20 protein-coding genes and 1 pseudogene are annotated in these 26,217 nt (G+C 51.3%); 16 read left to right on the top strand and 5 right to left on the bottom strand.

Annotation, left to right across the window (positions count from 1 at the left end; genetic code table 11):
* Nucleotides 1-177 precede the first annotated feature (177 nt).
* Nucleotides 178-1,611, top strand: coding sequence for a family 43 glycosylhydrolase (locus BLR64_RS17015; protein WP_090715949.1), 1,434 nt, complete (start codon nucleotides 178-180; stop codon nucleotides 1,609-1,611).
* 28 nt (nucleotides 1,612-1,639) lie between these two features.
* Nucleotides 1,640-2,428 (top strand): alpha/beta hydrolase, encoded by a 789-nt coding sequence (locus tag BLR64_RS17020; RefSeq protein ID WP_090715951.1) that lies wholly within the window; start codon nucleotides 1,640-1,642, stop codon nucleotides 2,426-2,428.
* Nucleotides 2,429-2,495: 67 nt separating this feature from the next.
* Here BLR64_RS17020 and BLR64_RS17025 read toward each other — a convergent pair whose 3' ends face one another.
* The 3 genes from BLR64_RS17025 to BLR64_RS17035 are packed head-to-tail and all read right to left on the bottom strand — an operon-like array spanning nucleotide 2,496 to nucleotide 6,216.
* The gene (locus BLR64_RS17025; protein ID WP_090715952.1) at nucleotides 2,496-4,286 is read right to left on the bottom strand and encodes a type 2 periplasmic-binding domain-containing protein; all 1,791 of its coding nucleotides are present in this window, start codon (nucleotides 4,284-4,286) and stop codon (nucleotides 2,496-2,498) included.
* A 53-nt stretch (nucleotides 4,287-4,339) separates the two neighbouring features.
* Nucleotides 4,340-5,299, bottom strand: coding sequence for a carbohydrate ABC transporter permease (locus BLR64_RS17030; RefSeq protein ID WP_244157738.1), 960 nt, complete (start codon nucleotides 5,297-5,299; stop codon nucleotides 4,340-4,342).
* A complete protein-coding gene (locus BLR64_RS17035; RefSeq protein WP_090715953.1) occupies nucleotides 5,296-6,216 on the bottom strand; it encodes an ABC transporter permease subunit in 921 nt (306 codons plus the stop codon). Before BLR64_RS17035 ends, BLR64_RS17030 begins: the two co-directional genes overlap by 4 nt.
* A gap of 253 nt (nucleotides 6,217-6,469) precedes the next feature.
* Here BLR64_RS17035 and BLR64_RS17040 point away from each other — a divergent pair, with 253 nt between their 5' ends.
* On the top strand, nucleotides 6,470-7,255 hold the full coding sequence (locus tag BLR64_RS17040; protein ID WP_090715955.1) for a helix-turn-helix transcriptional regulator: 786 nt from the start codon (nucleotides 6,470-6,472) through the stop codon (nucleotides 7,253-7,255).
* Nucleotides 7,256-7,283: 28 nt separating this feature from the next.
* Here the strand turns inward: BLR64_RS17040 and BLR64_RS17045 are convergent, their stop codons facing one another.
* Both BLR64_RS17045 and BLR64_RS17050 read right to left on the bottom strand, forming a co-directional pair.
* Nucleotides 7,284-8,693, bottom strand: a complete 1,410-nt coding sequence (locus tag BLR64_RS17045; protein WP_090715956.1) for a DHA2 family efflux MFS transporter permease subunit — start codon at nucleotides 8,691-8,693, stop codon at nucleotides 7,284-7,286.
* 156 nt (nucleotides 8,694-8,849) lie between these two features.
* Nucleotides 8,850-9,335 (bottom strand): MarR family transcriptional regulator, encoded by a 486-nt coding sequence (locus tag BLR64_RS17050; protein ID WP_090715958.1) that lies wholly within the window; start codon nucleotides 9,333-9,335, stop codon nucleotides 8,850-8,852.
* Between the two features lie 166 nt (nucleotides 9,336-9,501).
* Here BLR64_RS17050 and BLR64_RS17055 point away from each other — a divergent pair, with 166 nt between their 5' ends.
* From BLR64_RS17055 to BLR64_RS17115, 13 genes and pseudogenes are all read left to right on the top strand, one after another.
* Entirely contained in the window at nucleotides 9,502-10,161 is a 660-nt protein-coding gene (locus BLR64_RS17055) for a response regulator transcription factor (protein WP_090715959.1), read from the top strand.
* Between the two features lies 1 nt (nucleotide 10,162).
* On the top strand, nucleotides 10,163-11,563 hold the full coding sequence (locus tag BLR64_RS17060) for a sensor histidine kinase (RefSeq protein WP_090715961.1): 1,401 nt from the start codon (nucleotides 10,163-10,165) through the stop codon (nucleotides 11,561-11,563).
* Nucleotides 11,564-11,603: 40 nt separating this feature from the next.
* Nucleotides 11,604-12,686, top strand: coding sequence for a hypothetical protein (locus tag BLR64_RS17065; RefSeq protein WP_090715963.1), 1,083 nt, complete (start codon nucleotides 11,604-11,606; stop codon nucleotides 12,684-12,686).
* A gap of 414 nt (nucleotides 12,687-13,100) precedes the next feature.
* Nucleotides 13,101-13,841: an SDR family NAD(P)-dependent oxidoreductase gene (locus tag BLR64_RS17070; protein ID WP_090715964.1), complete on the top strand. Its 741-nt coding sequence runs from the start codon at nucleotides 13,101-13,103 to the stop codon at nucleotides 13,839-13,841.
* A gap of 144 nt (nucleotides 13,842-13,985) precedes the next feature.
* Nucleotides 13,986-14,417, top strand: coding sequence for a MarR family winged helix-turn-helix transcriptional regulator (locus BLR64_RS17075; protein ID WP_090715966.1), 432 nt, complete (start codon nucleotides 13,986-13,988; stop codon nucleotides 14,415-14,417).
* Complete coding sequence (locus tag BLR64_RS17080) at nucleotides 14,414-15,274, top strand: NmrA family NAD(P)-binding protein (protein WP_090715967.1); 861 nt, start codon at nucleotides 14,414-14,416, stop codon at nucleotides 15,272-15,274. Before BLR64_RS17075 ends, BLR64_RS17080 begins: the two co-directional genes overlap by 4 nt.
* A 1,035-nt stretch (nucleotides 15,275-16,309) precedes the next feature.
* Nucleotides 16,310-18,952 carry a beta-glucosidase H gene (locus BLR64_RS17085; RefSeq protein ID WP_090715969.1) on the top strand — a complete coding sequence of 881 codons (2,643 nt, stop codon included), beginning with the start codon at nucleotides 16,310-16,312 and terminating at the stop codon, nucleotides 18,950-18,952.
* Nucleotides 18,953-19,235: 283 nt separating this feature from the next.
* Nucleotides 19,236-20,741 (top strand): glycoside hydrolase family 30 protein, encoded by a 1,506-nt coding sequence (locus BLR64_RS17090; protein WP_090715970.1) that lies wholly within the window; start codon nucleotides 19,236-19,238, stop codon nucleotides 20,739-20,741.
* 326 nt (nucleotides 20,742-21,067) lie between these two features.
* Nucleotides 21,068-21,595, top strand: coding sequence for an RNA polymerase sigma factor (locus tag BLR64_RS17095; RefSeq protein WP_244157740.1), 528 nt, complete (start codon nucleotides 21,068-21,070; stop codon nucleotides 21,593-21,595).
* Nucleotides 21,588-22,724, top strand: a complete 1,137-nt coding sequence (locus tag BLR64_RS17100; protein WP_090715973.1) for a DUF4179 domain-containing protein — start codon at nucleotides 21,588-21,590, stop codon at nucleotides 22,722-22,724. Before BLR64_RS17095 ends, BLR64_RS17100 begins: the two co-directional genes overlap by 8 nt.
* 266 nt (nucleotides 22,725-22,990) lie before the next feature.
* A complete protein-coding gene (locus BLR64_RS17105) occupies nucleotides 22,991-24,229 on the top strand; it encodes an FprA family A-type flavoprotein (protein WP_090715975.1) in 1,239 nt (412 codons plus the stop codon).
* Between the two features lie 14 nt (nucleotides 24,230-24,243).
* Complete coding sequence (locus BLR64_RS17110) at nucleotides 24,244-25,461, top strand: NAD(P)/FAD-dependent oxidoreductase (RefSeq protein WP_090715976.1); 1,218 nt, start codon at nucleotides 24,244-24,246, stop codon at nucleotides 25,459-25,461.
* A 320-nt stretch (nucleotides 25,462-25,781) separates the two neighbouring features.
* Nucleotides 25,782-26,217 (top strand): annotated as a pseudogene (locus BLR64_RS17115) (hypothetical protein); the annotation flags it as partial.

The raw sequence follows: 26,217 nt of genomic DNA on the forward strand, positions 1-26,217 counted from the left end.
ACAGGGAAGCCGCTTATACCTTTACTGTTCAGGCTGCCGGATGTTTCGGCGGCTTTTTCTTTGACTATAAGAATATGAGGATAGGTCAATGATAGGTTGGTTTAGGTCATGGACTTCAATCCTCCCGCGTACCTATAATCGAATTGTCTATTAATATCTTCTATTAAAAAGGGTGAAATGACGTTGGCAAAAAAACAAGGAATGAATCCGTACCTTCCTTCATGGGAATACATCCCTGACGGTGAGCCTTATGTATTTGACGGCCGGGTTTATATTTACGGCTCGCATGACCGGTTTAACGGACATGTGTTTTGCTTGAATGATTATGTCAGCTGGTCTGCACCGGCGGAGGATCTGTCCGACTGGAGGTATGAAGGGGTAATCTATCATTCCACGGATGACCCGCTCAATCCGGAGGGAAGCATGTGCCTGTATGCCCCCGATGTTACGGTGGGACCTGACGGGCGGTATTACCTATACTACGTGCTTGATAAGCTTCCCATCGTTTCGGTGGCTGTATGCGATACGCCCTGCGGCACATTCAGCTTCTACGGTCATGTGAAATATGCCGACGGGACACGTCTCGGAGAACGGGAGGGCGATGAGCCCCAGTTCGATCCGGGTGTACTTACAGAAGGGGAACTGACCTATTTATATACCGGGTTTTGCGCACCGGGAGATAAGTCTAGAAGCGGGGCCATGGCTACTGTAATAGGACCCGATATGCTTACCATCCGGGAAGAGCCTGTATTTGTCGCACCGAGTGAGCCCTACAGTACCGGAAGCGGCTTTGAAGGACATGCGTTCTTCGAGGCGCCTTCCATCCGGAAGAGAGGAGACACCTATTATCTCATCTATTCCTCGGTTGTCATGCATGAGCTGTGTTATGCGACGAGCAAACATCCTACGAAGAACTTCGAGTACCAGGGAGTAATCGTAAGCAACTGCGATCTTCATATCGGTAAATACAAGCCGGCTGCCAAACCGATGTATTACGGCGGTAATAACCACGGCAGCATCGTAGAAGTTGATGGAGCCTGGTATATTTTTTACCACCGGCATACCAATGGAACTGCGTTTTCCCGGCAAGGCTGTCTTGAGCCCATCCATTTCCTCGAAGACGGAACGATTCCCCAGGTTGAAATAACATCCAGTGGTCCTAACCGGGGGCCGTTTGAAGGCAGAGGGGAATATCCGGCATATTTGGCATGCCACTTATTCTGTAAGGCTGAAGAAATGTATACCGGCGGCTTTGGCCGTTCAGGAGCATGGATGGACAGCCGTTTCCCGAAAATCACGCAGGATGGGCGGGACGGCGATGAGGAGACCGGTTATATTGCCAACATGACGGATTCGGCTACGGCCGGGTTTAAGTATTTTGATTGCCGTGGCATTCAAAGGGTGCGGATCAAGGTGCGGGGCTATTGCCAGGGCTTCTTTGAAGTGAAGACAGCGTGGGATGGACCGTCCCTTGGTCAAATACCCGTAGGCTTCACCAACATTTGGACAGAATACGCCTCGGATATCCGCATTCCTGACGGGCAGCAGGCCCTGTATTTCACATTTACCGGTAATGGAAGTGCCAGCCTGGCTTCGATTGCCCTGGAATAACTTATGCTGAATAAAGGAGAGAGCAGCAATGAACAGAAATAGCCAGGATTTTGAAGTGTCAGAGGCGCCGGCTGGATTTGACAGCGAGCGGGAAGCTATTGCCCGGGGAATAATGAAGATGATTGAATACCCTTCCGGTACGGTAGGCCGTAACCGGCAAGCCAGAGTGTATACGCCTCCCGGATATTCAGCTGATCAGGAATACAGTGTGCTTTATCTGCTGCACGGAATCGGCGGAGATGAGAATGAGTGGTACACGCATGGTATGCCTCAGATCATTCTTGATAATCTGTATGCTGACGGGATGCTTAGGCCGATGATCGTCGTTTTTCCCAATGGAAGAGCAATGTGGGATGACCGGGCGGAGGGGGATATTTTTGATGCCGAGAAGATCCGGGCATTCGAAACCTTCGAGACGGAATTGTTCGGGGACCTTATCCCTTATATTGAAGCGAATTATCCGGTCCTGACGGACCGGCTGCACCGGGCCATTGCCGGATTATCCATGGGCGGCGGGCAGGCTTTGAATATCGGACTCGGCAATCTTGACAGGTTCGCCTGGATCGGGGCATTCTCTCCGGCGCCGAACACCAGGGAGCCTGAAATACTGGTTCCGGAGCCTAAGCGGACTGCGGAGCAGCTGCACCTCCTATGGATATCGTGCGGGAATCTGGATTCGCTGAAGCATGTCAGCGACAGGACACACGAATACCTGTCGCAGCATGCTGTACCGCATATCTGGGTGGAGGAGCAGGGCGATCACGATTGGCCTGTCTGGAAAAGCGGATTGTACCAGCTGGCTAAACGTCTCTTTTAATGAAGCAAGAAGACAGGGCAGTGATTTCCCGTTAACGGGAGAGTCACTGCCCTGCTTTGTTTACTGCTTATTTATTGGCCATTGCCTCTGCGCGCAATTTCACGATTTTTTCGGCCTTCACTGTATCTGCAGCAAACACATCCGTCCAGCCGAGACCGTTCACATCCGATTTCAGCTTGGTCCACAGCTGGTCGAATTCCGCCTGATTTTTGGCGAAAATCATTTTCCAGGAGGTATCCTTTACATAATCGGAAATCTGGCTCCGTTTATTCTTGATGTCGGAAGAGTCGGTGCCGAGGCTCGTATTGATATTAGGGACAATATCAATCATATTATTTTTCTGATAATAATCAGTCGGGTTGGTAGCCTTGAACATGCTCTGCCACTCAGTAGTAAGCGTAGTTTTATTAGCCTCTATTGTTGCGTTCCAGTAGTCCTTGTTGTAGAATTCGCCGGTATCGGGATCCACTGCAAAATCACCGATAATCATGCTGTTAATTTTGCTTTGTCCATCCTGATAGCCGCCGCCGCCGTACTCGTCGGGAACTGGGGTATTATCCTGAAAGGCGGTCTGGCCGACTTCAGTCAGCTTAAATTTACCGTCCGCGGTTTTTTCATAATTGAAGCCTTCCATACCGTTGGTGTAATAGCGCAGCCCTTCCGGGGAAGACATCCAGTCCATGAATTCCATAATACGGTCCGGATCTTTGGCTTTGGAGCCGATGGCAAAGACGCGTCCGTTGCCGAAATAAGCATCACTGTTCTGAATAATATGGGTGTCGCCGATCGGAATAGCTACATTTCCGTCACCCTGCGCGCCTCTTTGCGGCGTGTTATAGAACCCTCTCTGCCATGAATACCATAACAGGAGCACCTGTTTATTGGTCAATTTCTCGGACACCTTGTTCCAGTCCTGGGTTGGTGAATCCGGATCGACAAGCCCTCTCTGGTTGGCATCAAAATAAAACTGGAGGATTTTCTTATACATGCTGTTATCATCAATGAGCGGAACGATGTCGCCCTTGGCATTCAGCTGTATGGTTGAGGTTCCGTCCGGCTGCTCATAGCCGTACCAGTTGCTCAGCCAGCGGACGTTTTCCATGCTCCCGTTATCCCAATCCTTCCATAGCGTAATAGGCGAAATAGGTTTTCCGTCAGTCGTAGCCGGATATTTCTCGTGCATAAGCTGCAGCGCATCCAAAAGGTCAGTCAGATTGTTCAGCTTGGGCGACCCGATCCCCTTATAATAATCCCAGGGCATGAGCGGGCTGGAATAAGGGATCTCCTCCGAGAAGGTGGTCGGCGAGGTATCGGCCACAAAGGTCGGCAGGCCGTAGATTTTACCGTCCGGATTCACCTTGTCAAAGGCCGCATTAAAAGGCTGGAAATGCTGGTCTACATATTTGGACAGGTACTCCGTATTCTTGACCTTATCCGTAATATCCATGATAAGTCCGGCAGGAATCAGCTCCTCCAGCTGACTGTTGTCAATAATCAACAGATCACCGAGATCCCCGGCTGCCGATCTTGTTTTGTAGAGCTGATCCCCTGCGACCTGGGGAGAGAGAATATTGAGAGTGATATTAAATTTGTCCTTAATCAGCTTGCCGTACCAGCCCGTCTGCTCTCCCTGATAATTGGCCGCATTGTTAAAGACTGTGATCGTAAGCGGTTTGCTATGATCGGGGCCGTTCCCCGGGTCTGCAGACTGGTTTGCCTGATTCGCAGAATCGGTTGCGTTTGCTGCCCCAGAATTGCCTGAATTCCCGCCGCATCCGCTCAAAGCTGTTGTTCCCAGAAGCATACAGGCTGCGAGCGCAAATACAGTCTTGCTGTGCAGTTTATTCTTTTTACTCATATACAACCCCCCTGAAGTAGTAAGCTTGTATTATAACGGTGCCCCGGCTGGCCTTAGCCTTTCACAGCCCCGATTATAATTCCCTTCACAAAAAACCGCTGGAAAAACGGATAGACCAGAAGAATGGGCGCTACAACGATGATCGTCACCGTCATGCGGATCGACGTAGTGGTCTGCTTGGTTGCGAGGCTCGCCATTGCTGTTGAGCCGGCATTCTGCAGGTTAACCATGGTGGACAGTGAGCTGGCCTGATTAATGTAGTTGTAGAGGATAAACTGCAGGCTGTACAGCTTGTTGTCCGTAACCAGCAGCAGCGTATCCTGAAAGGAGTTCCACTGGTTCACTGCCGAGAAGATCGCAACGGTCGCCAGAATAGGCTTGCTGATCGGCAGAATAATTTTGAAAAAGATTGTCATCGTTCCGGCTCCGTCAATACTGGCTGCCTGCTGCAATTCCTTCGGCGTGGATTCCACAAAGGTTTTTACCAGAATGATGAAGAAGGGGGCAACGATGGAAGGCAGAATGTATGCCAGAAAACTGTTGGTGAGATGCAGAGACCGCATGGTCAAATACCAGGGAATAATACCGGCATTGAAGAACATGGTGATAATGGTGAAGCGGTACCAGAACTTTCTGCCCCACATGTCGTCTTGGGAGAACATGAAGCCCAGAAATGCAGAAGCCCCCACTGTCAACAGGGTTCCGATTACCGTTCTGCCTAATGAAATGACAAAGGCATTCCATAGGCCGGGAATCTTGAACACATCAATGTAGTTTTGAAAATGAATTTGCTTCGGAAGGAAGATGACCTCCCCTTTGGCGCTAAGATCGTTTGCGCTGATTGTATTGATGATGATGGAATAAAAGGGATAGATACAAACGAAGGTAAAAAGAGAGAACAGCACATAGATGGTAATGGAGATCAGTTTGTCGGCTGTGCTGACCTGCATTCTATTCTTTTTGGACAAGCGACGGCTGCTCTTTGCTGCCGTTTCCGTTCCCATGCCGCTCATACGATGCCCTCTCCTCTCAGTAGTTTTGAAAGTCCGTTTACGGAAAAGAGAAGCACTACGCTGATCAGGCTCTTAAGCATGCTGATGGCAACCGAAACGGAGTAGCTTCCGCCTCCCATGGCCAGGTTGTACACGTAGAGGTCCAGAACCTGAATACTCTCCTTGTTAAACGCATTCTGGAACACAAAATATTGCTCAAGGCCATTGTTAAGGAAGCTTGCGATCTGGAGCATAAGCAGCACGAAATAGGTTGGCAGCATGCTCGGCAGCACCACATGCCTGATCACCTGCATTCTCGTTGCTCCGTCTACATAGGCGGCTTCGTAGAGGGATTCATCAATCCCCATAATGGCGGCAATGTACAGGATGGCTGACCAGCCCAGTGTTTTCCAGGTGACCCAGACCCATTGGGTGATCCAGACATGCTCCGAGCTCTGCAGGAAGAGTATAGGCGAATCCGCAAGCCCGATCTGATGTAAAAAGCCGTTCACAATGCCTTCGCTCGAAAACATCGTAAAGGCTAAAGAGTAGACCAATACCCAGCTGATGAAGTTGGGAAGGGTGGTAACGGTCTGGATAAATTTCCGGAAGCGGACCGCCTTGATTTCAGTCAGGAAGATGGCAAAGATCATGGGGAGCCAGGAGAACAGGATACCGAGTCCGCTTATACCGAACGTGTTCTTGACCACCTGCAGCAGCTGATCAATTTTGACTTGATTTTCTACCAGCGAGTGAAACCATTTAAAGCCGACAAAAGGCGACTCGGACAAAGGAATGGGCGGCATATAGTCGAAAAAGGCATATACCCATCCGTACAGCGGATAATAGGCAAAAACGGCCAGTAAAATCATAAATGGCAGGATATAAAGAAATTTGCTTACTGATCTGCTTCCCGTACTATATTTGGGACCAGGCATCCAATCCACCCCTTATGTCTATTTTGCGCGTTCAACAAAACAGGCTTTACCTTTTTGTTAACGCTTACACAACTATGGGTTTATGATAAAGGTTCATTTTCCTGCGGACAATGACCTATCCTCACTGGTTATTGATCTATTATTAGGTGTGGCCAGATTTGCTTCGTTAGCGGTTGTTTTTGCCGGGGGCGGAATCTATTATATAGAATACCGAGAGGTTAAATAGCAGGCAGGAGCGGAGGGAGAGGGCCGGATGAACCAGATTTATTACATTGAGACAGATGCAACGCATGAGAGCAATTTCGTATTCGATATTCCCCAGGGCCATCCGTGCTGGCTGCTGGTTATTACCAAGACACCTGCCCAATTCTGGGTTAACGGGCACCTGAAGGAATACCCTGCACACTGTGCCGTTCTCTATGAGGCTCACCAGAAGATTTATTACCGGGCTTGCGGGGGGCAATACGTTAATGACTGGCTTCGTTTTTCTTCTGATGAGACTTATATTTCAAAAGCGACACTGCCGTTTGGTGTCCCGTTTGCACTTGATGATCCGGAGTACTGCAGCAAGCTGTTTGAACTCTTGATCGTTGAACATAACTTCAACAGGGATTATAAGGAATCATCTGTCGATTGCTTATTGCGCACGCTTTTTAATAAACTGCTGGAGTCTTATCATCATGAGGGGTTCCGGGCCCAATATTACAACCTGTTAAAGCTCCGCACCGCTATTCAGACGAATCCGGGGGAGCATTGGACGGTTTCAAAAATGGCCCAATCTCTGCAGCTCAGCGCGGGTTATTTACAGAGTATATATAAAAAGACCTTTGGCATCTCATGTATAGAAGATGTTATTAACAGCAGAATCCGTCTGGCAAAAGAGTATCTGCTCCACAACACCCTTAGCATCGCTGAAGTCGCTTTCCATTGCGGGTATCATAATGTGGAGCATTTCTGCCGGCAGTTCAAGCAATTTACGGGATTAACCCCCGGAAAATTCCAAGTTACCAACCGGAATCTTCCGGCAGATTCAAATTAAAAGGGGAGAGGGGGGAAAAGGGCATCCTTTAAGCCCTTCTCTTATCCGTTAAAAACAAGCCCGGAATCAATATAAACGCAAGCACAACGGCGGATACCAGGAACCCGGCATGGTAAGCCTTTAGCCCGTTAGCTACCGTTGGCTGCAGGCCTTGGATGACTGTGGCGACAACGGTGGCGGTGACGGCAGAGCCGAAGCTTGCGCCAAGATTTTCGATAATATTAATTCCTACACCGGCTTCCGGAAGCTGCCTGCTGCCCAGCCCTGTATAGGCCTCACTTGTTAATGGAAGGCTGATGCCCCCGATGCTGGCCCCGCGGAGAAACAAAACGATGGAAATCCAGATCATGCTTGTATGACCGGTAATGAAGATAAGCGGGATCGATCCGATCAGGGAGAGAGCCAGGCTGACGAGCACCACGTATTTGGCACCGATTTGATCGATCATTTTGCCAAGGTAAGGCCGGGTAATAAGCATCCCGACACCCTGCGGAATAAGTGCAATTGCTGTTTCAATCGCCGTGAAATGACGGAAGTTCTGAAAGAACAAGGGTAGGATCAGCATGGGGCCCATGATGCCAATGTTGGCGAGGAACAAGCCGATGCTGGAGGCCGTGAAGCTTGTGTGGGCAAATAAATTCAGCGGCAGGACCGTCTGATTTTTTCTAAGCCGGTTATATGCCAGATAGATAACAGCCAAAGCAAGGCCGATGCCGGTCCAAAGTATGGTTTTGCTGTTGTTGAAGGAGGCATGATCGGCTGCTTTTGTAATGCCGTAGATCAGGGCTGCACTCATAGAAGACAGGACAATGATCCCGAACAGATCGAGCTTACTTTCTTTGTTGAAGGGCTCGAAGTCAGGGATTTTTTTTATCATCAGGGGTACTGCAATCACAACAACGAACACGTTGATGAAGAAAATCCAGTGCCAGGATGCCCCTTGCACGATAAACCCGCCGATAATCGGTCCCAGGATGGGCCCAAAGATCATCGGGGTGCTGACGATCGCCATGACCCGGCCGAGATTGTCCTGACCAGCGGTTTTGACCAGAAGGGTGAATATCAGGGTGGTAATGACTCCGGCGCTAAAGCCCTGCAGCAGACGGAAGCAGATGAAGCTGGAGATGTCCCAGCTAATGCCGACCAGCGCAGAAATAATACCGAAGGCGATAACGGCCCCGGTAAATACTCTTTTACCGTTAAATTGATTCATCAGCCAGCCGGATACGGGGACTGCAACCGCGAGTGCCAGAACATAGCCAGTAATCGCCCATTGAATGATATGGAGGGTTGTATTGAAATCCCTGGTTAGCTGATCTATAGCGATGTTCACCATCGTGGAGTCAAGCATCGGGGCGATCGCTCCAAGGGCAATGGCCCAGGCTGCCATGAGGATTTCTTTGGGTAATGCTGTCGTCTGTACGTTCTCTTTTGCCATGTTAATCTCCTTAAAAGCAATTTAGTTTCCTTGTCAACAAAACAATAAACTGATATAGTTTCCTTGTCAACAAAAAACGGAGAATAAAAAACAGCCCGTTCTCTATCGAATTGGGCTGCTTTTATAGAAATGAGCTGCTGTTGGTTTAGCTAGTTATCACTCAAAGCTGTCTGACTTATTGATATCCAGACCTTGTTTCTTGATTTCCGCATCCAGATGCAGGCTGTACGTATTGATGAAGCTGAGCATACTGTCATATTGCTCCCCGGTTACCTGCTCAAATACGGCTTGATCCCGCTCGCGGAACTCGTTGTGCAGCTCCTCGTGAATATCAAATATGGTTCTGCCCTGCTCAGTCAGCCTGAAATAGACCTCCTTCTTGTTGTCCGGTTTCCGGTAGCTTTCGATAAGGCCTTTGTCGGTAAGCTTTTTGGTTAATTTGCTGATCGCACCCTTGGTCATATAGAGAGATTCGGCGAGCTTGGTCACATTGGACTCCGCATTTTTTTCGATATATTCAATGCAGTGAACCTCGGACGGCTTACAGCCTTTAAGATTCTCTTCCATCTTCAATTTATTAATCCAGGCCATCTTGTTAAATAAGTCCCGGAACTGCAGCATGACCTGATCCTGTTTATTAATGGCTATTCGCCCCCGTATGAGATCATTGAGATTTTAAAAGAAAACGCGTTTCATTAGTATAACTTGATTTTAGTTCATATATTATCTTTTTACAAAAAATTGTCTGTTATGCTAGACTCAACAAGACATTGTTGCTTAACGATTTGTTCAGGAGGAACTTTACTAGATGGCCCATATATTAGTAGTTGAAGATGAACAGCCGATCAGTGACCTGATTACAATGAACCTTAAACTGGTCGGACACACGTATGCCAAGGCTTATAACGGTCTGGAAGCGGCGGACATGCTGGAGCAGGAGCGGGCGGATCTGATTCTGCTCGATGTGATGCTTCCGGGACTGGACGGGTTTGCAGTGATGCAGCGTATTGCCCATTTGCAGATCCCGGTAATTCTGATTACGGCCAAACATGCGCTGGCTGACCGGATCAAAGGGTTCGAGCTGGGCGCGGAGGATTATATCATCAAGCCGTTTGAAATGCTGGAGCTGCTGGCCCGCATTAATGTCGTGCTGCGCGGGAATGAACAGGCAGTGCCGGCGTTTGTCTGCGATGGGGTGGAGGTGCGGTTCGCGGAGCGGCAGGTCCGTGTGGACCAGCAGGCGGTCGATCTGACTGCCAGGGAATTTGAGCTGCTCGAAGTGCTGATCCGCAACCGTAATATTGCCCTTTCCAGGGAAAAGCTGCTGGAGCTGGCCTGGGGCTATGATTTTGCCGGCGATACCCGCACTGTAGATGTCCATATCCGTCAGCTGCGCAAAAAACTGGGCTGGGAAGAGCGGATCAAAACCGTATTCAAGCTGGGCTACCGCCTGGAGGTTCAGGTCTAGCATGCGGTTCTGGCATAAGATTCTGCTCGCCGTGCTTGCTCTCTTTATTATTGCCCTTGATGTAAGTGTCATTATGGTGATGAAAAAAAGCTGGCAGCTGAATATGGACAGCGAAACCAGACGGGCGGCGAGCGAGCAGACGTTAATCGCAAACAATATATTTGAAAATCTCGATTCGATCCGCGCGCGGGGCAACACCCTTACACCTGTCCTGCTTGCCAGTGTAGCGCAGTCGTACGGGGATTATTACCGCAGCCAGGGAATCGGCCTTGAGCTGCGCGAGAACGGCAGATTGATTTATCCAAGCCCCGGCGGCGGGAAGGTTGACGGGCAAGAGGAGCAGACTGCCGAGCAGACCATAAAATTGTCGATGCCGCTGCCTGCTCCGTATCAGGATCTGGAGCTGATCTATAGCCGCGACATCAGCGGGCTGTATGCCCAGCAGCAGGAGCTGAACCGGTTCTTCGTGATGATCAACTGGATTGCCGGGCCGGTGCTGGCGCTGCTGCTCTATCTGCTGATCCGCAGTCTGACGAAGCCGCTGAAGCAGCTGTCAGAGAGCGCCCGCACGATCGCCGAAGGCGATTATCCGAACCGGGTGGAGCTGCACAGCAGGGATGAATTCGGGGAGCTCGCGGTTCACTTCAACCGGATGGCTGCTGCAGTGGAGCAGCGGATGACCGAGCTCTCCGATATGGCGGAGGAGAAGCAGCGGATGGTCGATAATCTGGCCCATGAGCTGCGCACGCCGCTGACCAGCATGCAGGGCTTTGCGGAGTTTCTTACCTCGGCCAACATCGGCCAGGAAGAGCAGATTCAGGCCGGCCGTTACATCTGGAGCGAAACGGTCCGGCTGAAGAATCTGGCCTTTAAGCTGCTGGATTTGTCTGTTCTCCGGCACCAGCCTCTGTTACTTTCCGAGGTAGAGGTGGCTGATCTGTTTGAGACGGTGAGTCAGACAGAGGAGCATAAGTTACAAGAGCGCGGCATTCCGCTGGAGATAGACAGCTCCATTCCTGCCGTGCGGGGGGACGCCGATCTGCTGGCATCCTTTCTGGTGAACCTGATCGAGAATGCGGTTCACGCCTCCCAGCCGGGCAGTCCAATACGACTGCTGGCTTATGAGCAGAAGGGAGAAGCTGTGCTGGAGGTGCGCGACAGCGGCAGCGGAATGACGGCGGAGCAGAGCCAACGCGCCTTCGAGCCATTCTACCGGGCAGACCCCGCGCGTTCGCGCCTGTATGGCAACGCCGGTCTCGGCTTGTCCTTATGCCGGCAGATTGCCGAAGCGCATCAGGCCCGGGTCGAGCTGGAATCTGTGCCTGGACAAGGGACAGTCATCCGGCTTATTTTACAACTTCCTAACAACTCGGCCTCCTACTCTATAACATCCCGGGATTAAGCTAAAGACAGATTTAACAACTCAGATCCCGATGGAGGTAATGAAATTGAACAAAAAGAAATGGTATGCCGGAGCTGTTGTTTTATTCTCAGGGGGCGTGCTCACGCTAAGTGCCTTTGTCGTCCCGGGCATTGTAAATTCTCGGGTCATTGCAGGGAACGGTCCGGCCGTTCAGGCCAAGGCTCAGCCGGCTGCGGGCGGCAGCGCCATTCCTGTATTAAAGTTTGAGGCTCCGGCCCCGGTATCTACGGTAACAGCCGATCTGCTAAAAGATATGAGCGAAGCGCAGATTAAGCAGATTTATGATTACATCAATAAGCCCGGACTTGAACCCGGTATCTCGGGCAGGGAAATAACCGAAGCAGAAATAAACCGCAGACTGGTGCTGGAAGATCAATATGTGTATGAAGGGCTTCGCCCGGAGCAGCCGCTGCCGCTTAAGGCCGGACAGGCGGAGGTGTATGTGGATATAGAGACGCACACGTACACTTACCCGGAGCGGACAATGACCGACGAAGAGCTGCTGCAGCTGATCGACTGGTCCTACCGGCTGAATTATATCGCCGCCCGGCACAATGTAACTGTCCCGCCCCTGGCACAGGACATCAGCGAGGCTGAGGCGAAGCGGCTGGCTGCAGAAAGTGTCAACAAGCTGTTCGATGCAGATGTTTCCAAGCTGAAGACAAAGGCCCTTCTGGCTGAGCTTGGAGCGGACAAGCAGCCGGCCTGGACCGTTCATTCTGCTCCATACAAAGCCGCTACCCTGCGCGGGCAGGAGAAAGAATTTCAGGAGTACCATGTGATTATCGACGCCAAGACCGGCGATATGCTGGATACAACGGTCATCAATGGGGCGCTGAAAAGAACACCCATTGATGACGCAGCTGCCAACCGTATAGCGAAGGATGCCAGCTGGATTCACAAGGCTACCCAGATTGTGATGAACAAGCAGGGAGAGAAGCGCACCATCGTCAAGGCCAGCCTGACCGGTACAGAGAATAATAACAAGCGCGGGATGGTCGCCGTGAAGCTGCTGCTGGAAGACGGAAGCAGCTATACGGCAGAGCTCCGATATCCGAATCAGGCCTTGCGCTGCCTGATTTATGAGCCGGCGGGGAAGTGAGCAGGCACTCATTGCCGCGGTTATAGCAGGTATGAGGGCAGATGCTGCTGCGGCCATCTCAAGTATAAGGTGAGGAGACATTCTGTTGCACTTTGTACAACGGATCATGATTAAATCGGTCTGAAGATAGAATCTGCTGTATTTTGTACAGCAGATTTTTTGATTTTTGGAGCATTCGCTCTATTTTCCGGAAATCAATTGTACAAAATGCAATAGAATGACTTTTCCGGCATCCAAAGGATGAATCTATTGTACAAAGTACAACCACCCATCATACAACCAAATCAAAAGCATGTTCATTTTAGATGAGTATGATCTGTCATTATGCCATAAACAACGGCCATTAGATTATATCTGCCTCCGCTTCAATCCTCTACAATGGAATGGATGAAGCTCGATAAGGGGGAGAAGCTGATGCCACAATGGGCATTCGTTACAGGAGCAGACCGGGGAGTCGGGCTCAGCCTGGTTAAGGGACTGCTGGGACAAGGCTATTATGTATTTGCCGGACAATATGCAGGGGCCGGAAACGCCGGAGCCGGGAGTGAATTGGAGCAGCTGGAGGAGGGAAGTGAGGGACGTATGAAGCGTGTTCCGCTTGATATCAGCGCTGCGGACAGTGTCAGCAGAGCGCTGGAAGCCGTGGCTGCGGTCACTGACCGGCTGGATATTCTGATCAATAACGGGGCTATATTGGGTGACATGCAGGCGACGATTGAGGACGAGCTGGATTTTGAGGAGATGGATCAGGTGTTCCGCGTGAATGCGCTGGGGGCGCTGAGAATGTCGAACGGGCTGATTCAGCCGCTTTTGCGAAGTGAACATAAGCTCATCGTCAATATCTCTTCCGAGGCAGGCAGCATCGGCAGCTGCTGGCGGAACGCCTGGTATGCCTATTGCATGTCCAAGGCGGCGCTCAATATGCAGTCCCATCTGATTCACAACCAGATTGCACCCAAGGGCGGCAAGGTGATGGTCATTCATCCCGGCCATGTTCAGACTTATATGCAGGGCAAGCTGGATACAGGGGGCAAGCTGACACCGGACGAGTCCGCCGGAAGTATCTTGAAGCTTGTGGAGCAGCGGCTTGATCCCGGCTATGCCGGGGAAGGGCTGTCTCTGATTGATTACGCCGGGGAGACGCTGCCCTGGTAGAAGCATAGGCTGAATTATAGAAACGGCAACCTCTCTTGTGCCCGGGAATTTTCCGGTGCCGGAGAGGTTTTTTATATCAAATTGACAGCAGGGAGCTGCTATGTGAGAATGTAGTTAACCAGACTAACTAAATGAGGTGGGCATGTGAAAGGGAGTGCGGCAAGAAGCGCGGAGATTATCGGTTTATTTTGCCGGCAGCAGATGAATGTGAAGAAGGATATTCCCGTCAGGTCCAGCGAGATGGGCGTGCTTATCTTTGTGGAGAAGCAGGAGGAGCCGGTTACGCCGCTGATGATCAGCAGCTTTTTCAGGATATCCAAGCCGTCTGTTACCGTTATGATCAACTCTCTGGTCCGCCAGCAGTATCTGCATAAAGCTGCATCCGCCACAGACGGAAGGAGCTATACCGTCTCTCTGACAGCGGTGGGGCGGGAGCTCGTAGAGTCCACCGCAAAGGAATATTACCGCAGTATGGAGCTGCTGGAGGAGCAGATGGGCAGCGCCGAATTCGCCAGATTTATTGAGCTTATGCAGCAGGCGACGGAAATCATCAGCAGGGAGAATGGACGGTCATGAAAATATTAGTTACAGGTGCTTCAGGCAATGTGGGCAGCTATGTAGTGGATGAGCTTTTGAACAGGGGAGAGCAGGCTGTGGCAGCCGGGACAAATGTGCAGAGACTGGAGCAACGGTTTCACGGCCGGTCAGCGTGTGTGAAGCTTGATTTTACAGATGCATCTACCTTTGCTACTGCGCTTGGAGGGGTGGACCGGGTATTTCTGATGCGCCCGCCGCATTTGGGGAAACCGGAGGATTTGTATCCTTTTATTGATGCGTTGAAGGCTCACGGTATCCGGCTTGTCGCTTTTCTCTCGCTGATGGGGATCGAGAAGAACACCATTCCGCCCCACTATAAAATTGAAAAATACATAGAAGCTGCAGGAATTCCTTATGCGCATATCCGTCCGGGGTTTTTCATGCAAAATATATCGGGCATTCACGCTGCCGAAATCCGCGGGCTGAATCAGATTTATATACCGGCGGGCAACAGCAAAACCAGCTTTATTGATGCGGCGGATCTCGGGCTGGCTGCCGCTGTGCTGCTTGGCGATCCTGTGAAATATGCCAATACCGCCCACACGCTAACTGGACCGGAGTCGCTCGACTATTATCAGGTGGCGCAGATCCTGAGTGAGGCAACAGAACGGCAGATCACATATGCCAAGCCTGGGTTCCTGAAATATAGAAGGTACTACATTAAAGAGCGGGGACTGGATAAAGCCTATGTGAATGTGACGGTAGCCCTGTATTTTATGACCAGGATGGGTACGGCTCAGCGGGTAAGCGGGGAGTTTCAGCAGCTGACAGGGCGGGCGCCGAGGACATTCCGGGAGTTTGTGGAGGAGAATCTGGAATGTTTCGAAACGGTTTAACTACATTCTAAAAATGTAAGAAACGAATGTAAGAAACGGCTGTTCCGTAGAGGAACGCCGTTTTTTTGCGTTGTTTTATCCGGGCGGGAGGCTTGCGAGCGGCATAATACAAGATTTCACTGGGTGAGGGAAAGAGCCTTTGAGGCTTAGTTGGATTTTTGCTACTTAAATTCGGTGATCCCCGGCTTCTGTGACGATTAGGTGGAAAAAGAGCATTTATTTCGGACGATTTATTGTTCTGGAGCTATTTTCGCTGAAATTAAGTATCGTTTTTCCAATTAGATTCCCAGCAGCACAGTTTAACGGAGAAATAGATGGCATTTTTCCACTTAGTTTGATTACCAGGGTCGGGAAGCGCAGTGGAGGGGGATTTGTGAACTGGAGGAGCAATAGCGGCTGCCTGAAGCCTTACGCAGAAAAGCTGGCAACGGAAGCATAGGCTGTCTGCCGATTCGGACAGATCATGTTTGATGGACCCGGCATCGCCTCACCATAACTTCATTATGAATACAAATATGGTTTCAGCGTGGACTCAGAGGGAGCTCCGGCATGTATCGTGTGTAAATACCTGGATAATAATGAGGTAATTAAATACGGTCTACCCTAAATAACCCTGTATTGGTTATTTTAAGCGGACCTATTTTCATGATCCATTTGCCTCAAAAGTTACAAAAAGGTTACAATAAAGTTACGAACCTGCAAGGGAATATAGTCCTGGTTTTCAGCGTTATTCAGCTAATTTTCAGGAAAATTTCAGTAAAACAGGGTACAGCCGGTTTCCCGTTACCAGAAAATAACGGATGCAAGACACAAAAAACTGCGCTACTGTTATACCCGGCAATTCAAAAGCTGCCTGTGCTCACGAAAGACATAGGCACATCCCAGCATGAAGCCTATACATATTCCAGAATTACAGGACGAAGGAGGGGAGTGCATAACTCGGATTGCCGATCAACAAGGACTGTCCGGCAGCTGGACAGACTGGAATGTGAGGACGGGTCATTAGACAGAGACATCCAGGAGGGAACACAGAATATGAAAGTATCGCTTAAACTACACGCGGTGGTTGCCGCCGCAGCAATCAGTATATCCGTACTTGCACCTCTGCAGATGGCCGGAGCGGATTCTGCCAGACCATGGCTGGACGCTACGCATTCTCCCAAAGAGCGTACGGAGCTGCTGCTGAAGGAAATGACTACAGAGGAAAAAGTCAATTTTGTCACAGGTAATGTGAACAATTATTATGGCTTTTATAACGATTCGCTGGAGCGGCTTGGCATTCCCGCATTGACGATGGCCGACGGGCCGACAGGGGTACGTATTGCCAACCCTGATATACAGAACAAGAAATCTACCGCTTTCCCGGCGCCAATCGCGCTTGCTGCAACCTGGGATACTGAAGCAGCAGCTCTTTACGGCGATCTGGTCGGAGAAGAAGCGTTCAATACAACGCATAACGTGCTGCTCGGACCGGGGCTCGACATCGCCCGGCTGCCATGGGGCTCGCGTAACTTTGAGTCTCTCGGGGAGGACCCGCTGCTGCAGTCCAAGCTGGGCGTGGCTTATGTGAATGCTGTGCAGAGCCATCCGGTCATGGCGACAGCCAAGCATTACCTGCTTAACAATCAGGAGACAGACCGTTTCACCGTGGATTCCGTAGCCAGCGAACGGGCGATTATGGAGATCTACTCCAGACCGTTTGCAGCGGCAATCAAGGATGCAGGCCTGTCTTCCGTAATGTGCTCGTTCAATAAAATCAACGGCACTCCAGCCTGTGAAAGCGAATATGCGCTGACCGATGTCCTGAGAGACAAGCTGAACTTCGATGGCTTTGTCATGAGCGACTACGGTGCCAATCTCAGCACAACCAAATCGGCATTCGCCGGGCTTGATCTCGAAACACCGGGTGAGCCGTACGGCAAGTGGGGGAATCAGCTGCTGACAGCCGTTCAGAACGGAGAGGTCAGCGAAGCTCAGCTTGACCTTATGGCCGGAAGAATTCTGAACCAGATGTTCGACAAAGGCCTGTTTGACAGCAAGCCGGTCAATGTCCAGATTCCGGCAGAGGAGCACGGCAAGGCGGCGCTTGATATTGCCGAGGACAGCCTGGTGCTGCTCCAGAACAAAGGCAAGGCGCTCCCGCTGAATGAGGACAAGCTGAAGTCGATTGCAGTCATCGGCCCGGATGCCGATAACTACACTACGGTCGGGGGAAGCTCCCTTGTTAATCCTACGTATACGGTCACTCCGCTGGATGCCATCCGCGACCGCGCCGGAAGCGGCGTTAAAGTCAGCTATGCACCGGGTACTGATCCGGTAGGGACCGGTGATATTGTCAACGGCCCTTCCGCGATTCCATCGTCGGTCCTGACTCCTGCAGGAGACGGGGAAGGCAGAGGCCTTAGCGGGGAATACTGGCCTAACAACAAAATGGAAGGCGAGCCTTCGCTTACCCGGACAGACGGCCAGGTCAACCTGAATCTTGGTTTTTATAACTTTGAAGGACTGAACGGACAGTCCTCCAAGCTGCCGCAGACACCGGGCAATCTGAACAGCATGATGTCCGCACGCTGGAACGGTTACTTGACTGCTCCAATGACAGGTGAGTACAATCTAAGCCTGACCAGTGTCGGCACAGGCAAGCTGTATCTGGACGGCAAGCTGCTGATCGACAGCGACGGAACCAAACTGAAGACAGAAAAGGCTGCTGTAACCCTGACCAAGGGTGAACGTCATGAGATCAAAATTGAATACAAAACATACTACAAGGAAGGTGCCTCCACCGACTTCGGCGGTACCGTCCGGCTCGGCTGGGAGCCGCCGGCTGGTGCAGTAGACAGCAAAATGCAGGAAGCCGTTAATCTGGCCCAAAAATCCGATGTTGCCGTAGTTGTTGTCCGCACCTATGAAAGTGAAGGCTACTACGACCGTTCGGATCTGGATCTGCCCAATAACCAGGACCGTCTGATCTCCGAGGTGGCTGCGGCTAACCCGAATACGATCGTGGTATCCATGAGCGGTAGGGCGGTTGAGATGGACGGATGGAAGAACAAGGTCAAGTCGATCGTCCAGGCCTGGTTCACCGGGCAGGAGCAGGGTGACGCTATTGCCCGGGTACTGTTCGGAGATGTGAATCCGTCCGGCAAGCTGCCGGTTACGTTCCCGGTCAACGAAGACAGCACGCCGGTATCGTCTGCTGCACAATTCCCGGGAGTGAACGGCAAGGGCGAGTACAGTGAAGGCGTTATGGTGGGTTACCGCGGTTACGAGGATTCCGGTATCAAGCCGGCATTTGCTTTTGGCCACGGCTTGTCCTATACAACCTTCGACTACCGCAATGTTCATGCGAATGTAAGCGGCAAAGGCGCTAACAGCAAGATGACGGTGTCCCTGAATCTCCGGAATACCGGTAAAGTTACTGGTGCCGAGGTAGTTCAGGTGTATGTAGGCCAGCTGCCAACCCAGGTTGAGACCGCACCGAAGCAATTGGCCGGCTTTTCCAAGGTTGAACTGAAGCCCGGCAAGCAGCAGCGCGTCCAGATCGAGCTGGATGCCAAAGCACTGTCTTATTGGGATGAAAAAACGGACAAGTGGGTCATGCCTTCCGGCAATATACCGGTTTATGTCGGCAGCGCCTCGGACGATATCCGTTTGAAGACCAGCTTGACGATCAAATAAGAGCAATGCAATGGAATACAAGATCAAAGGATGAAGCAGAAATTTCCGGGCAAGAAAAAGCATAGCTGGCCAAGTGTGTGACGGGTAGCACAGCTGTGTAACGGACAATGATGCAGATTCATGGATCGGGCCGGGGGATGAAACCTCCGGCTTCTTTTTTTAAAAATATCAGAAAGTATAAACTTGCAGATCTATACAGGTCTGATATTTCCCGCAGAAACGGTTGCCGCCTTTTTAAGGACGGCGAAGCCGTTTCTACTTGTCATATTAAGGAGGTCCCGATATGCGCAGACGCAAACTGTTATTAGCGGTGGCTGCAGCCGCCGCCGCACTAACGGCCTTGACCGCAGTGATACTGTACAATTACAAACCTGAACAGACCGGGCTGTCTCAGATAGAAGTGAATGCCTGGGTGACAACGGGAGATCAGTCCAGTCTGCTTGCTCCGCAGGAGCCGTTCTTTTTCCGGGATTCGGCAGACACGGATGGTGAGAAGGTACACTCAGCTGCCGGACAACCCGTTATTACGGTGAATCCGGACCAGGAATATCAGACAATGGACGGTTTTGGGGCCTCCGTTACGGGGTCTTCCGCTTTTCTGATTAATAAGCAAATGTCTGAGGTTCAGCGCGAGGCACTGGTTAAGGATTTGTTCTCGCCCGAAGGGATACGCCTGAGCTTTGTCCGCCACTCCGTTGGCGCTTCCGATTTCTCGGTCGATGCAGACGGGAACCCGGCGAGCTACACTTATGATGACACAGAATCCGGGGAGGATTACGGGCTGGAGCAGTTCTCCGCCGCCAAAGACAAGGATGTGACGGAGCTGCTGCGGCGTATTGTTGACGCGAACGAAACGGTGAAGGTTATGGGAACGCCCTGGACCGCGCCGCCCTGGATGAAATACGGGGAGCAGATTCATAACGGATGGTATTTAAACTATGCCGAACCGCGTGTGTACTCTGCCTATGCGCAGTATTTGGCACGATATATTAAGGATTATGAGAAGCTGGGTATCCCTATCTATGCACTGACTGTACAGAACGAGCCGGAATACACGACAGCGGATTATCCCAGCATGAGTATGGGAGCGGAAGAGCAGGCTTATTTTATCGGAAATTTCCTGGGGCCGGAGTTCAGCAAGCAAGGCATTATGTCCAAAATTGTGGCGTTCGATCATAACTGGGACATCGCGGAGAGCTATACGCAGACCGTACTTAGTGATGCAAAAGCGAACGCCTACACTGACGGCACAGCTTATCACTGTTATGCGGGTTCACCGGAAGTGATGGGCAAGGTGCACGAAGCCCATCCCGAAAAAGAGATCTATGTAACGGAGTGCAGCGGAGGCGCGTGGAGTGAGGATTTCGGCGATAACCTGACCTGGCTGATGTCCAAGCTGATCATCGGCGGGCCGCGTAACTGGGCGAAGGCAGTACTGCTGTGGAATCTGGCTCTCAATCCTGACGGCGGACCGGCGAACGGAGGCTGTACGAATTGCCGCGGTGTTGTAACCGTAGACGGTCAAGGGGAGTCAGGCTATTCACGGAATGTGGAATATTATGCGCTGGGACATGCCAGCCGGTTCACTGATCCCGGAGCGGTTCGCATCGGCTCGACGCAGGCCGGCGGGATCGAGAATGTCGCCTACCGTAATCCCGACGGCTCCATTGTCCTGATTGCGCTCAATCCGGCGGATGAGGACCGTGCGTTCAGCGTGCAGTGGGGAGAGCGTGCCTTTACCTTTACTTTAAAAGCGAGTTCGGCGGTGACCTTCAAATGGCAGCCATAGGACGGAACACAACCAGGCGTACGATGATGTATATGAATTTTATTTCTTTGTGACCATATGACCCTCGTGCGGGTCTAATTTATAGATTGAACTTAAAAACTTAATTAAGGGAAAAGTGGCGGAGGGGAATTTTGGAACTGTAGGAGCGGTAGCGACCGCCTTTGTCTGCGGATTTCAACCATTAAAACTTATAAATCAAGAAATCTGTAGACAACAGCGGCCGGAAGTCCAAACATTCTCTGGAGTCACGGCTAATCCCAAATCGGAGATTTACCGGTTCAATCTATAAAGAATAAACACCAACAAGAAGAAAGGAGTGTATGACATTGGATTTAGCCAATCTTACGGTTCAGGCCAAAGCGGGCGACCGTGAAGCTTTTATCAGCCTGGTTAAGCAGCTGGAGAATTCCTTGTACTATATGGCCAAATCGATGCTGGGCAAGGAAGAAGATGTAGCAGATGCGCTGCAGGAAACGATTTTGAAGGCTTACAAATCAATACATTCCCTGCGTGAGCCTCAGTTCGTCAAAACCTGGATGTTCCGGATTCTGATGAACGAATGTAACTCCATCCTGTCGCGCCGTTCCCGTACGGTTGTGTACGCTGAGGTTCCGGAGTCGGCTTCCCCTTCGGACGAATATGACAAGGTTGATCTGAGAGAGGCTGTTGAACGCCTTGAAGAGAAGATGAGGATTGTGGTCATCCTGCATTATTTTGAAGATCTGCCGCTGCGGCAGATCGCCAGTGTGCTTGAAATTTCAGAAAGTGCGGTAAAAATGCGGCTTGCGAGAGCGAGAGAAGCATTGCTGAAGGTTTTTACAATTAACCAAGAAGGGACGATAAACTATGGATAAGTTTAACCTGGATCAGGAATTCCAAGGATTGAAGGAGGGAAATGCAGCTGCGGGTATGCCCATCTCTCCGCTTGTCCGTGCCCGTCTGGATGAGACTTATGCTTCACTGCCGGAGCAGCCGGCCGGACGCAGAAGGAAACCGCAGTCGAAGCTCCGCCGGTTGAGCTCTGCCACAGCAGCAGCCTTCGTTCTCGGTGCAGGCCTGTTTGCCTCAGGCTTTGTATCCCCGGCTATGGCCGATTCGATCAAAAGCATACCGCTTATCGGAAGCTTATTCAGCTCGATTGAAGGGGACATTGGCCTGCGGAACGCCGGCGAACTCGGACTGGCCTCCAGTGTGAACAGTGAGGTGTCATACAGGGATGTGAAGCTTGAGGTCACCGAAACTGTCTTTGACGGCAGCCGGGCAGCATTTCTGCTGAAGGTAGAGGCTCCGAATCTGAAGAACGGCGAATTTGATACCGGTAAAAAGAAGGTGAAGCTCAGCGATGCTATCAGCAATCTGACGCTCACGGTAGACGGCAAACAGCAGGGTGATCCCGGCTCTATTTTGCAGGGCGGTTATTTTACAGGCGCCGGTGAAGCCCATCCGGATATGCTGATCTTTGAAGAGGTGTTTGAAGCATCCGGCAGCAGCACTGTTCCTGATACCTTTACGGCTGAAGCCTTGCTATCTCTGGAAGGAATCGACCACGAATTCAAGCTGGATATTCCGTTCAAAAAAACAACCGAAGACATCATCAATGTGCAGCCTGATGCTCTGTCCGCTAATGACGAGCTATCCGTTACAGTGGCAGAACTGCAGAGTACTCCTTTAACGACCCGAGTTCATTATTCCATAGCCTTGTTCAACGCAGATACATTGACAGAGAAGGAAGAAAAACGGTTGAACAAGATCCGGCTTGCCGTTTATGACGATCAGGGGCGCCAGCTTCCGGCTCTGAACGGGGACGGCCAGTATTCTGCCAACGCACTCAGCTTCGACGCGAGATATGCAACAACATCCGGAACCACCTCCTATCTGCTGTTAAAGCCTTTTATAGTAGAGGATGACTTCGCGGAGACGGTGGAGGAGAAGCAGTTCATCAAGGGACTAGAGCTGAAGATCGAGCTTCCAGTGGCAAAATAACAAAAAAGGGGCATATCCGTAAGCTATGAAATGGCTTGACCGGGTATGTCCCTTTGTATGCTTTTAACGAAAATGCTTCCTCAATCAATATAATCCAGCGTGACTCAAGACACAACGCTCCCCCGCAAACCGTGTATATTCAAATGTGTAACCTCCGCTTTTTTAAACTTTTCAAAATTTGATTAGAGTCCTCCTTTTGACCCCGGTGCCCGTTATAGAATGAGGGTGCTGATAGACAAACAAGATCCATTGGAGGGCGAAGAGAGATGAACATTTCGGATATTAAGATTGCCAAGGATACGTATTGGGTAGGAAAAATCGACAACCGCGAGGTGCCGTTCCACCGGCTGATTCTGGCGAAGGGCACGACTTACAATTCCTATTTGCTGAAAACCGGCAAGCCGACTGTTATTGATACTGTGGATATGGAGTTTGGCCGTGAATATGCGAACCGGATGGCAGAGCTGATTGATCCGCTGGACATTGCGTACATCGTAATTAATCACACCGAGCCGGATCACTCCGGCGGGCTGGCTGCGCTGGCTATGCGGGCGACTAACGCTACTATTGTATGCACAGAGATTGCGGTGCCGGAAATTCAGGAAATGTACAAGCTGCACAGCCGTAATTATCTGGTGGTTCGGGACGGGGATACGCTGGATATCGGCGGCAAAACGCTGCTGTTCAAGGAGACCCCTTATCTGCATACCGCTGAAACGATGATTACTTATTGTATAGAGGATAAAATATTATACCCGTGTGACATTTTCAGCACCCATGTTGCAGTGGAGAAGCTGTTCAGCGATGAGGCCGGGTTTGATATCACGGAGGATTTCAAAGGTTACTACAGCGCCATTATCCATCCGCACAGAAGATATGTAAGAACGCTGATGGAAGCCGTCAAGGATCTGGAGATTGAGATGATCGCCCCTTCGCACGGGTTCCTGATCCGCGAGGACGTCCGCAAGTACATTGATCTGTATGCCGAGCTTAGCCGGGAGACGACCCAGGGCAAGAAAGCGGCTATCGTGTACACGACCATCAAAAACAATACGAAGAAAATGGCCGGCATTCTGCAGGCTACGCTGCAGGAGAACGGGATCGAAGCAACGGTATGGGATGCGGATAAAAGCGAGATGGCTGCTATTCTGGACAGCATCGAGGCGGCGGACGCTGTCTTCATCGGCAGCTCGACCCGTTACGCCGATATGATCGGCAATCTGGAGCCGCTGCTTAAGGAGCTGCAGCTGATGAATCTGGAAGGCAAGCTGGCTGCGGCTTTCGGCTCCTACGGCTGGAGCGGTGAAGCGATTGAGGTTATCCAGGATTACCTGAACGGAACCAATATGACCGTCCAGAGCACTTCCGACGTAATCAAGTCCACCGGAATGACGCATGTGGAATTCCCGATCCGCGTCCGCTTTTCCCCGAAAGAAGCTGAGAAGACACAGAAGATCAGAAACGCCGCCGAATTCGTCTCTGACCTGCTGCTGAGCGCAATCTAAGGGGGCGGACGGAGATGAATAAACATTATGTCATTGTCGGCAGCGGTGTAGCGGCGGTTCATGCCGCAAAGGCGATCCGCGACCAGGATGCGGAGTCGGAGATTTCGATTTTTGGGGAGGAGAGCCACCTGCCCTATAACCGGATCAAGCTGACCAAGGGCTTGTTCAGCGACCTGCATAGTGACAAGGTGCTGATCAAGAAGGAGAAGTGGTACCGCGATAACCGGATCACTCTGCATACTGCCAGCCGGATTGCTTCGATTCATCCGGAGGAGCAGGAGGTAGAGACGGCAGACGGACGCCGGGTAACCTACCATAAGATGCTGCTGTGCATGGGTGCGCGTAACCGGGCGCTGGCCGTAGGCGGTGCCGGACTGCAGAACGTCCACACGATCCGGGATCTGGGTGATGCCGATCGTTTAAAAGAAGAGCTGACTGCCGGGCAGCGCACCGTAGTCATCGGCGGCGGGGTGCAGGGGCTGGAGACAGCCTGGGCGCTGCATGAGGCCGGTTATCCGGTGACGATTGTTGAAGCCGCCCCGCGCCTGATGGCCCGTCAGCTCGATGAGGCTTCGTCAGAGCGGCTGCGCCGGATTATGGAGCAGGCCGGTGTGGAGGTTAAGCTGCACGCTGGAGTTACTGCGATTAACGGTGATGTAGCAGTCTCCGGCGTAACGCTGGACGATGGAACGGAAGTTCCCTGCGAACATGTGGTGTACTCTATCGGCATCGTGCCGAATACGGAGCTTGTGCGGGAGACCGGGATACATGTCCGGTCCGGCGTGCTGGTGAACCGACATCTGGAGACGAGTGCTCCCCATATCTATGCCGCCGGCGATATTGCCGAGCTGGATGGGCTGGTTGAAGGGCTGTGGGGCGGAGCGATTGAGCAGGGCAAAGTGGCCGGAATGAATATGGCTGCGGCAGAACCGGCCGATTACCGCCGGCCGGTTCCGGTGACGCTGTTTAACGCTTTTGGCAGCTCGCTGTTCTCGGTCGGGAACACGGATGAGCGGCAGTGTGACCTGTCAGCGGCGGGCGAAGTAGACGGCGTGTACACACGAATTTACGTCAGGGATAACCGGCTGGCCGGGGCGCTCGCCTGGGACGGTGCGGCAGCCTCGCTGCTGTATAAGTCAGCGGTCGAGCAAGGCGTGAGCCTGGAGGGGCTGGATGTGGCGGGCGGCAGTCTTGGGACGGTTATTGCCGGAATGACGGCGCTGGTGGAGTGAGAGATTAGTAGGAAGTGAGTAGTACGGAAGTGAGTAGTCGAGTAGTGGAGTGGCGGCGAAGTAGTGTGGCTGTGGAGTCGCGGCCATTGTAAGTTTTGCTGGTTTTGTGAACTGGAGAGACCCCAGAGTACGTGATTTAGGCCGGATCAAGCTTATGTTGAGGATGACCGGGTATTGTAGCTTACTGCTGTTTATACAACTAAACCCGGCGCTGCCGTCCCTGAGCACACTTTAAGTGTAGTCCATACAACTAAACCCAGCGCCCCTGTACCTATCCATACTTTAAATGTATTCCATACAACTATAATGGGCCGTTTAGCGTGAAACGGACTTTTTCAGGAAATTTAAGTGTAACGAATACAACTAAGTGCCCGCTCAGACCAAAATCAGGCGATTTAAGTGTAAAGAGGAGACAATTTCATAATCCAAAACCCTTGCTGCGCTTGGATTTTTTGAGCATAGAAAAAGGAGTACCTCCCCAAATTCTCGAAGTTATAGGCGACCAAACCGACACCCGAGAAAGAAAAGAGGTAATCCCTATCTATTCAATTCGACAAGAAGAGCTATTTTCCTTTGAGGAATTGCTCCTGATGCGCCCAGAAAATAAATACTGCCAAATCTTTGAACACTTAGATCTGGCTCCGGTCCTGCACGTCCTTCGGAAAAAGAACCACCGTGGTCGGCCGCAGGAGCTAAACATTCCTGCCATGATCTACTCGCTGCTTATCTCCAAAATGGAGGGCATTGAGTTTGTTT

The organism is Paenibacillus typhae, assembly GCF_900099765.1.
GTDB classification, from domain to species: domain Bacteria; phylum Bacillota; class Bacilli; order Paenibacillales; family Paenibacillaceae; genus Paenibacillus_AQ; species Paenibacillus_AQ typhae.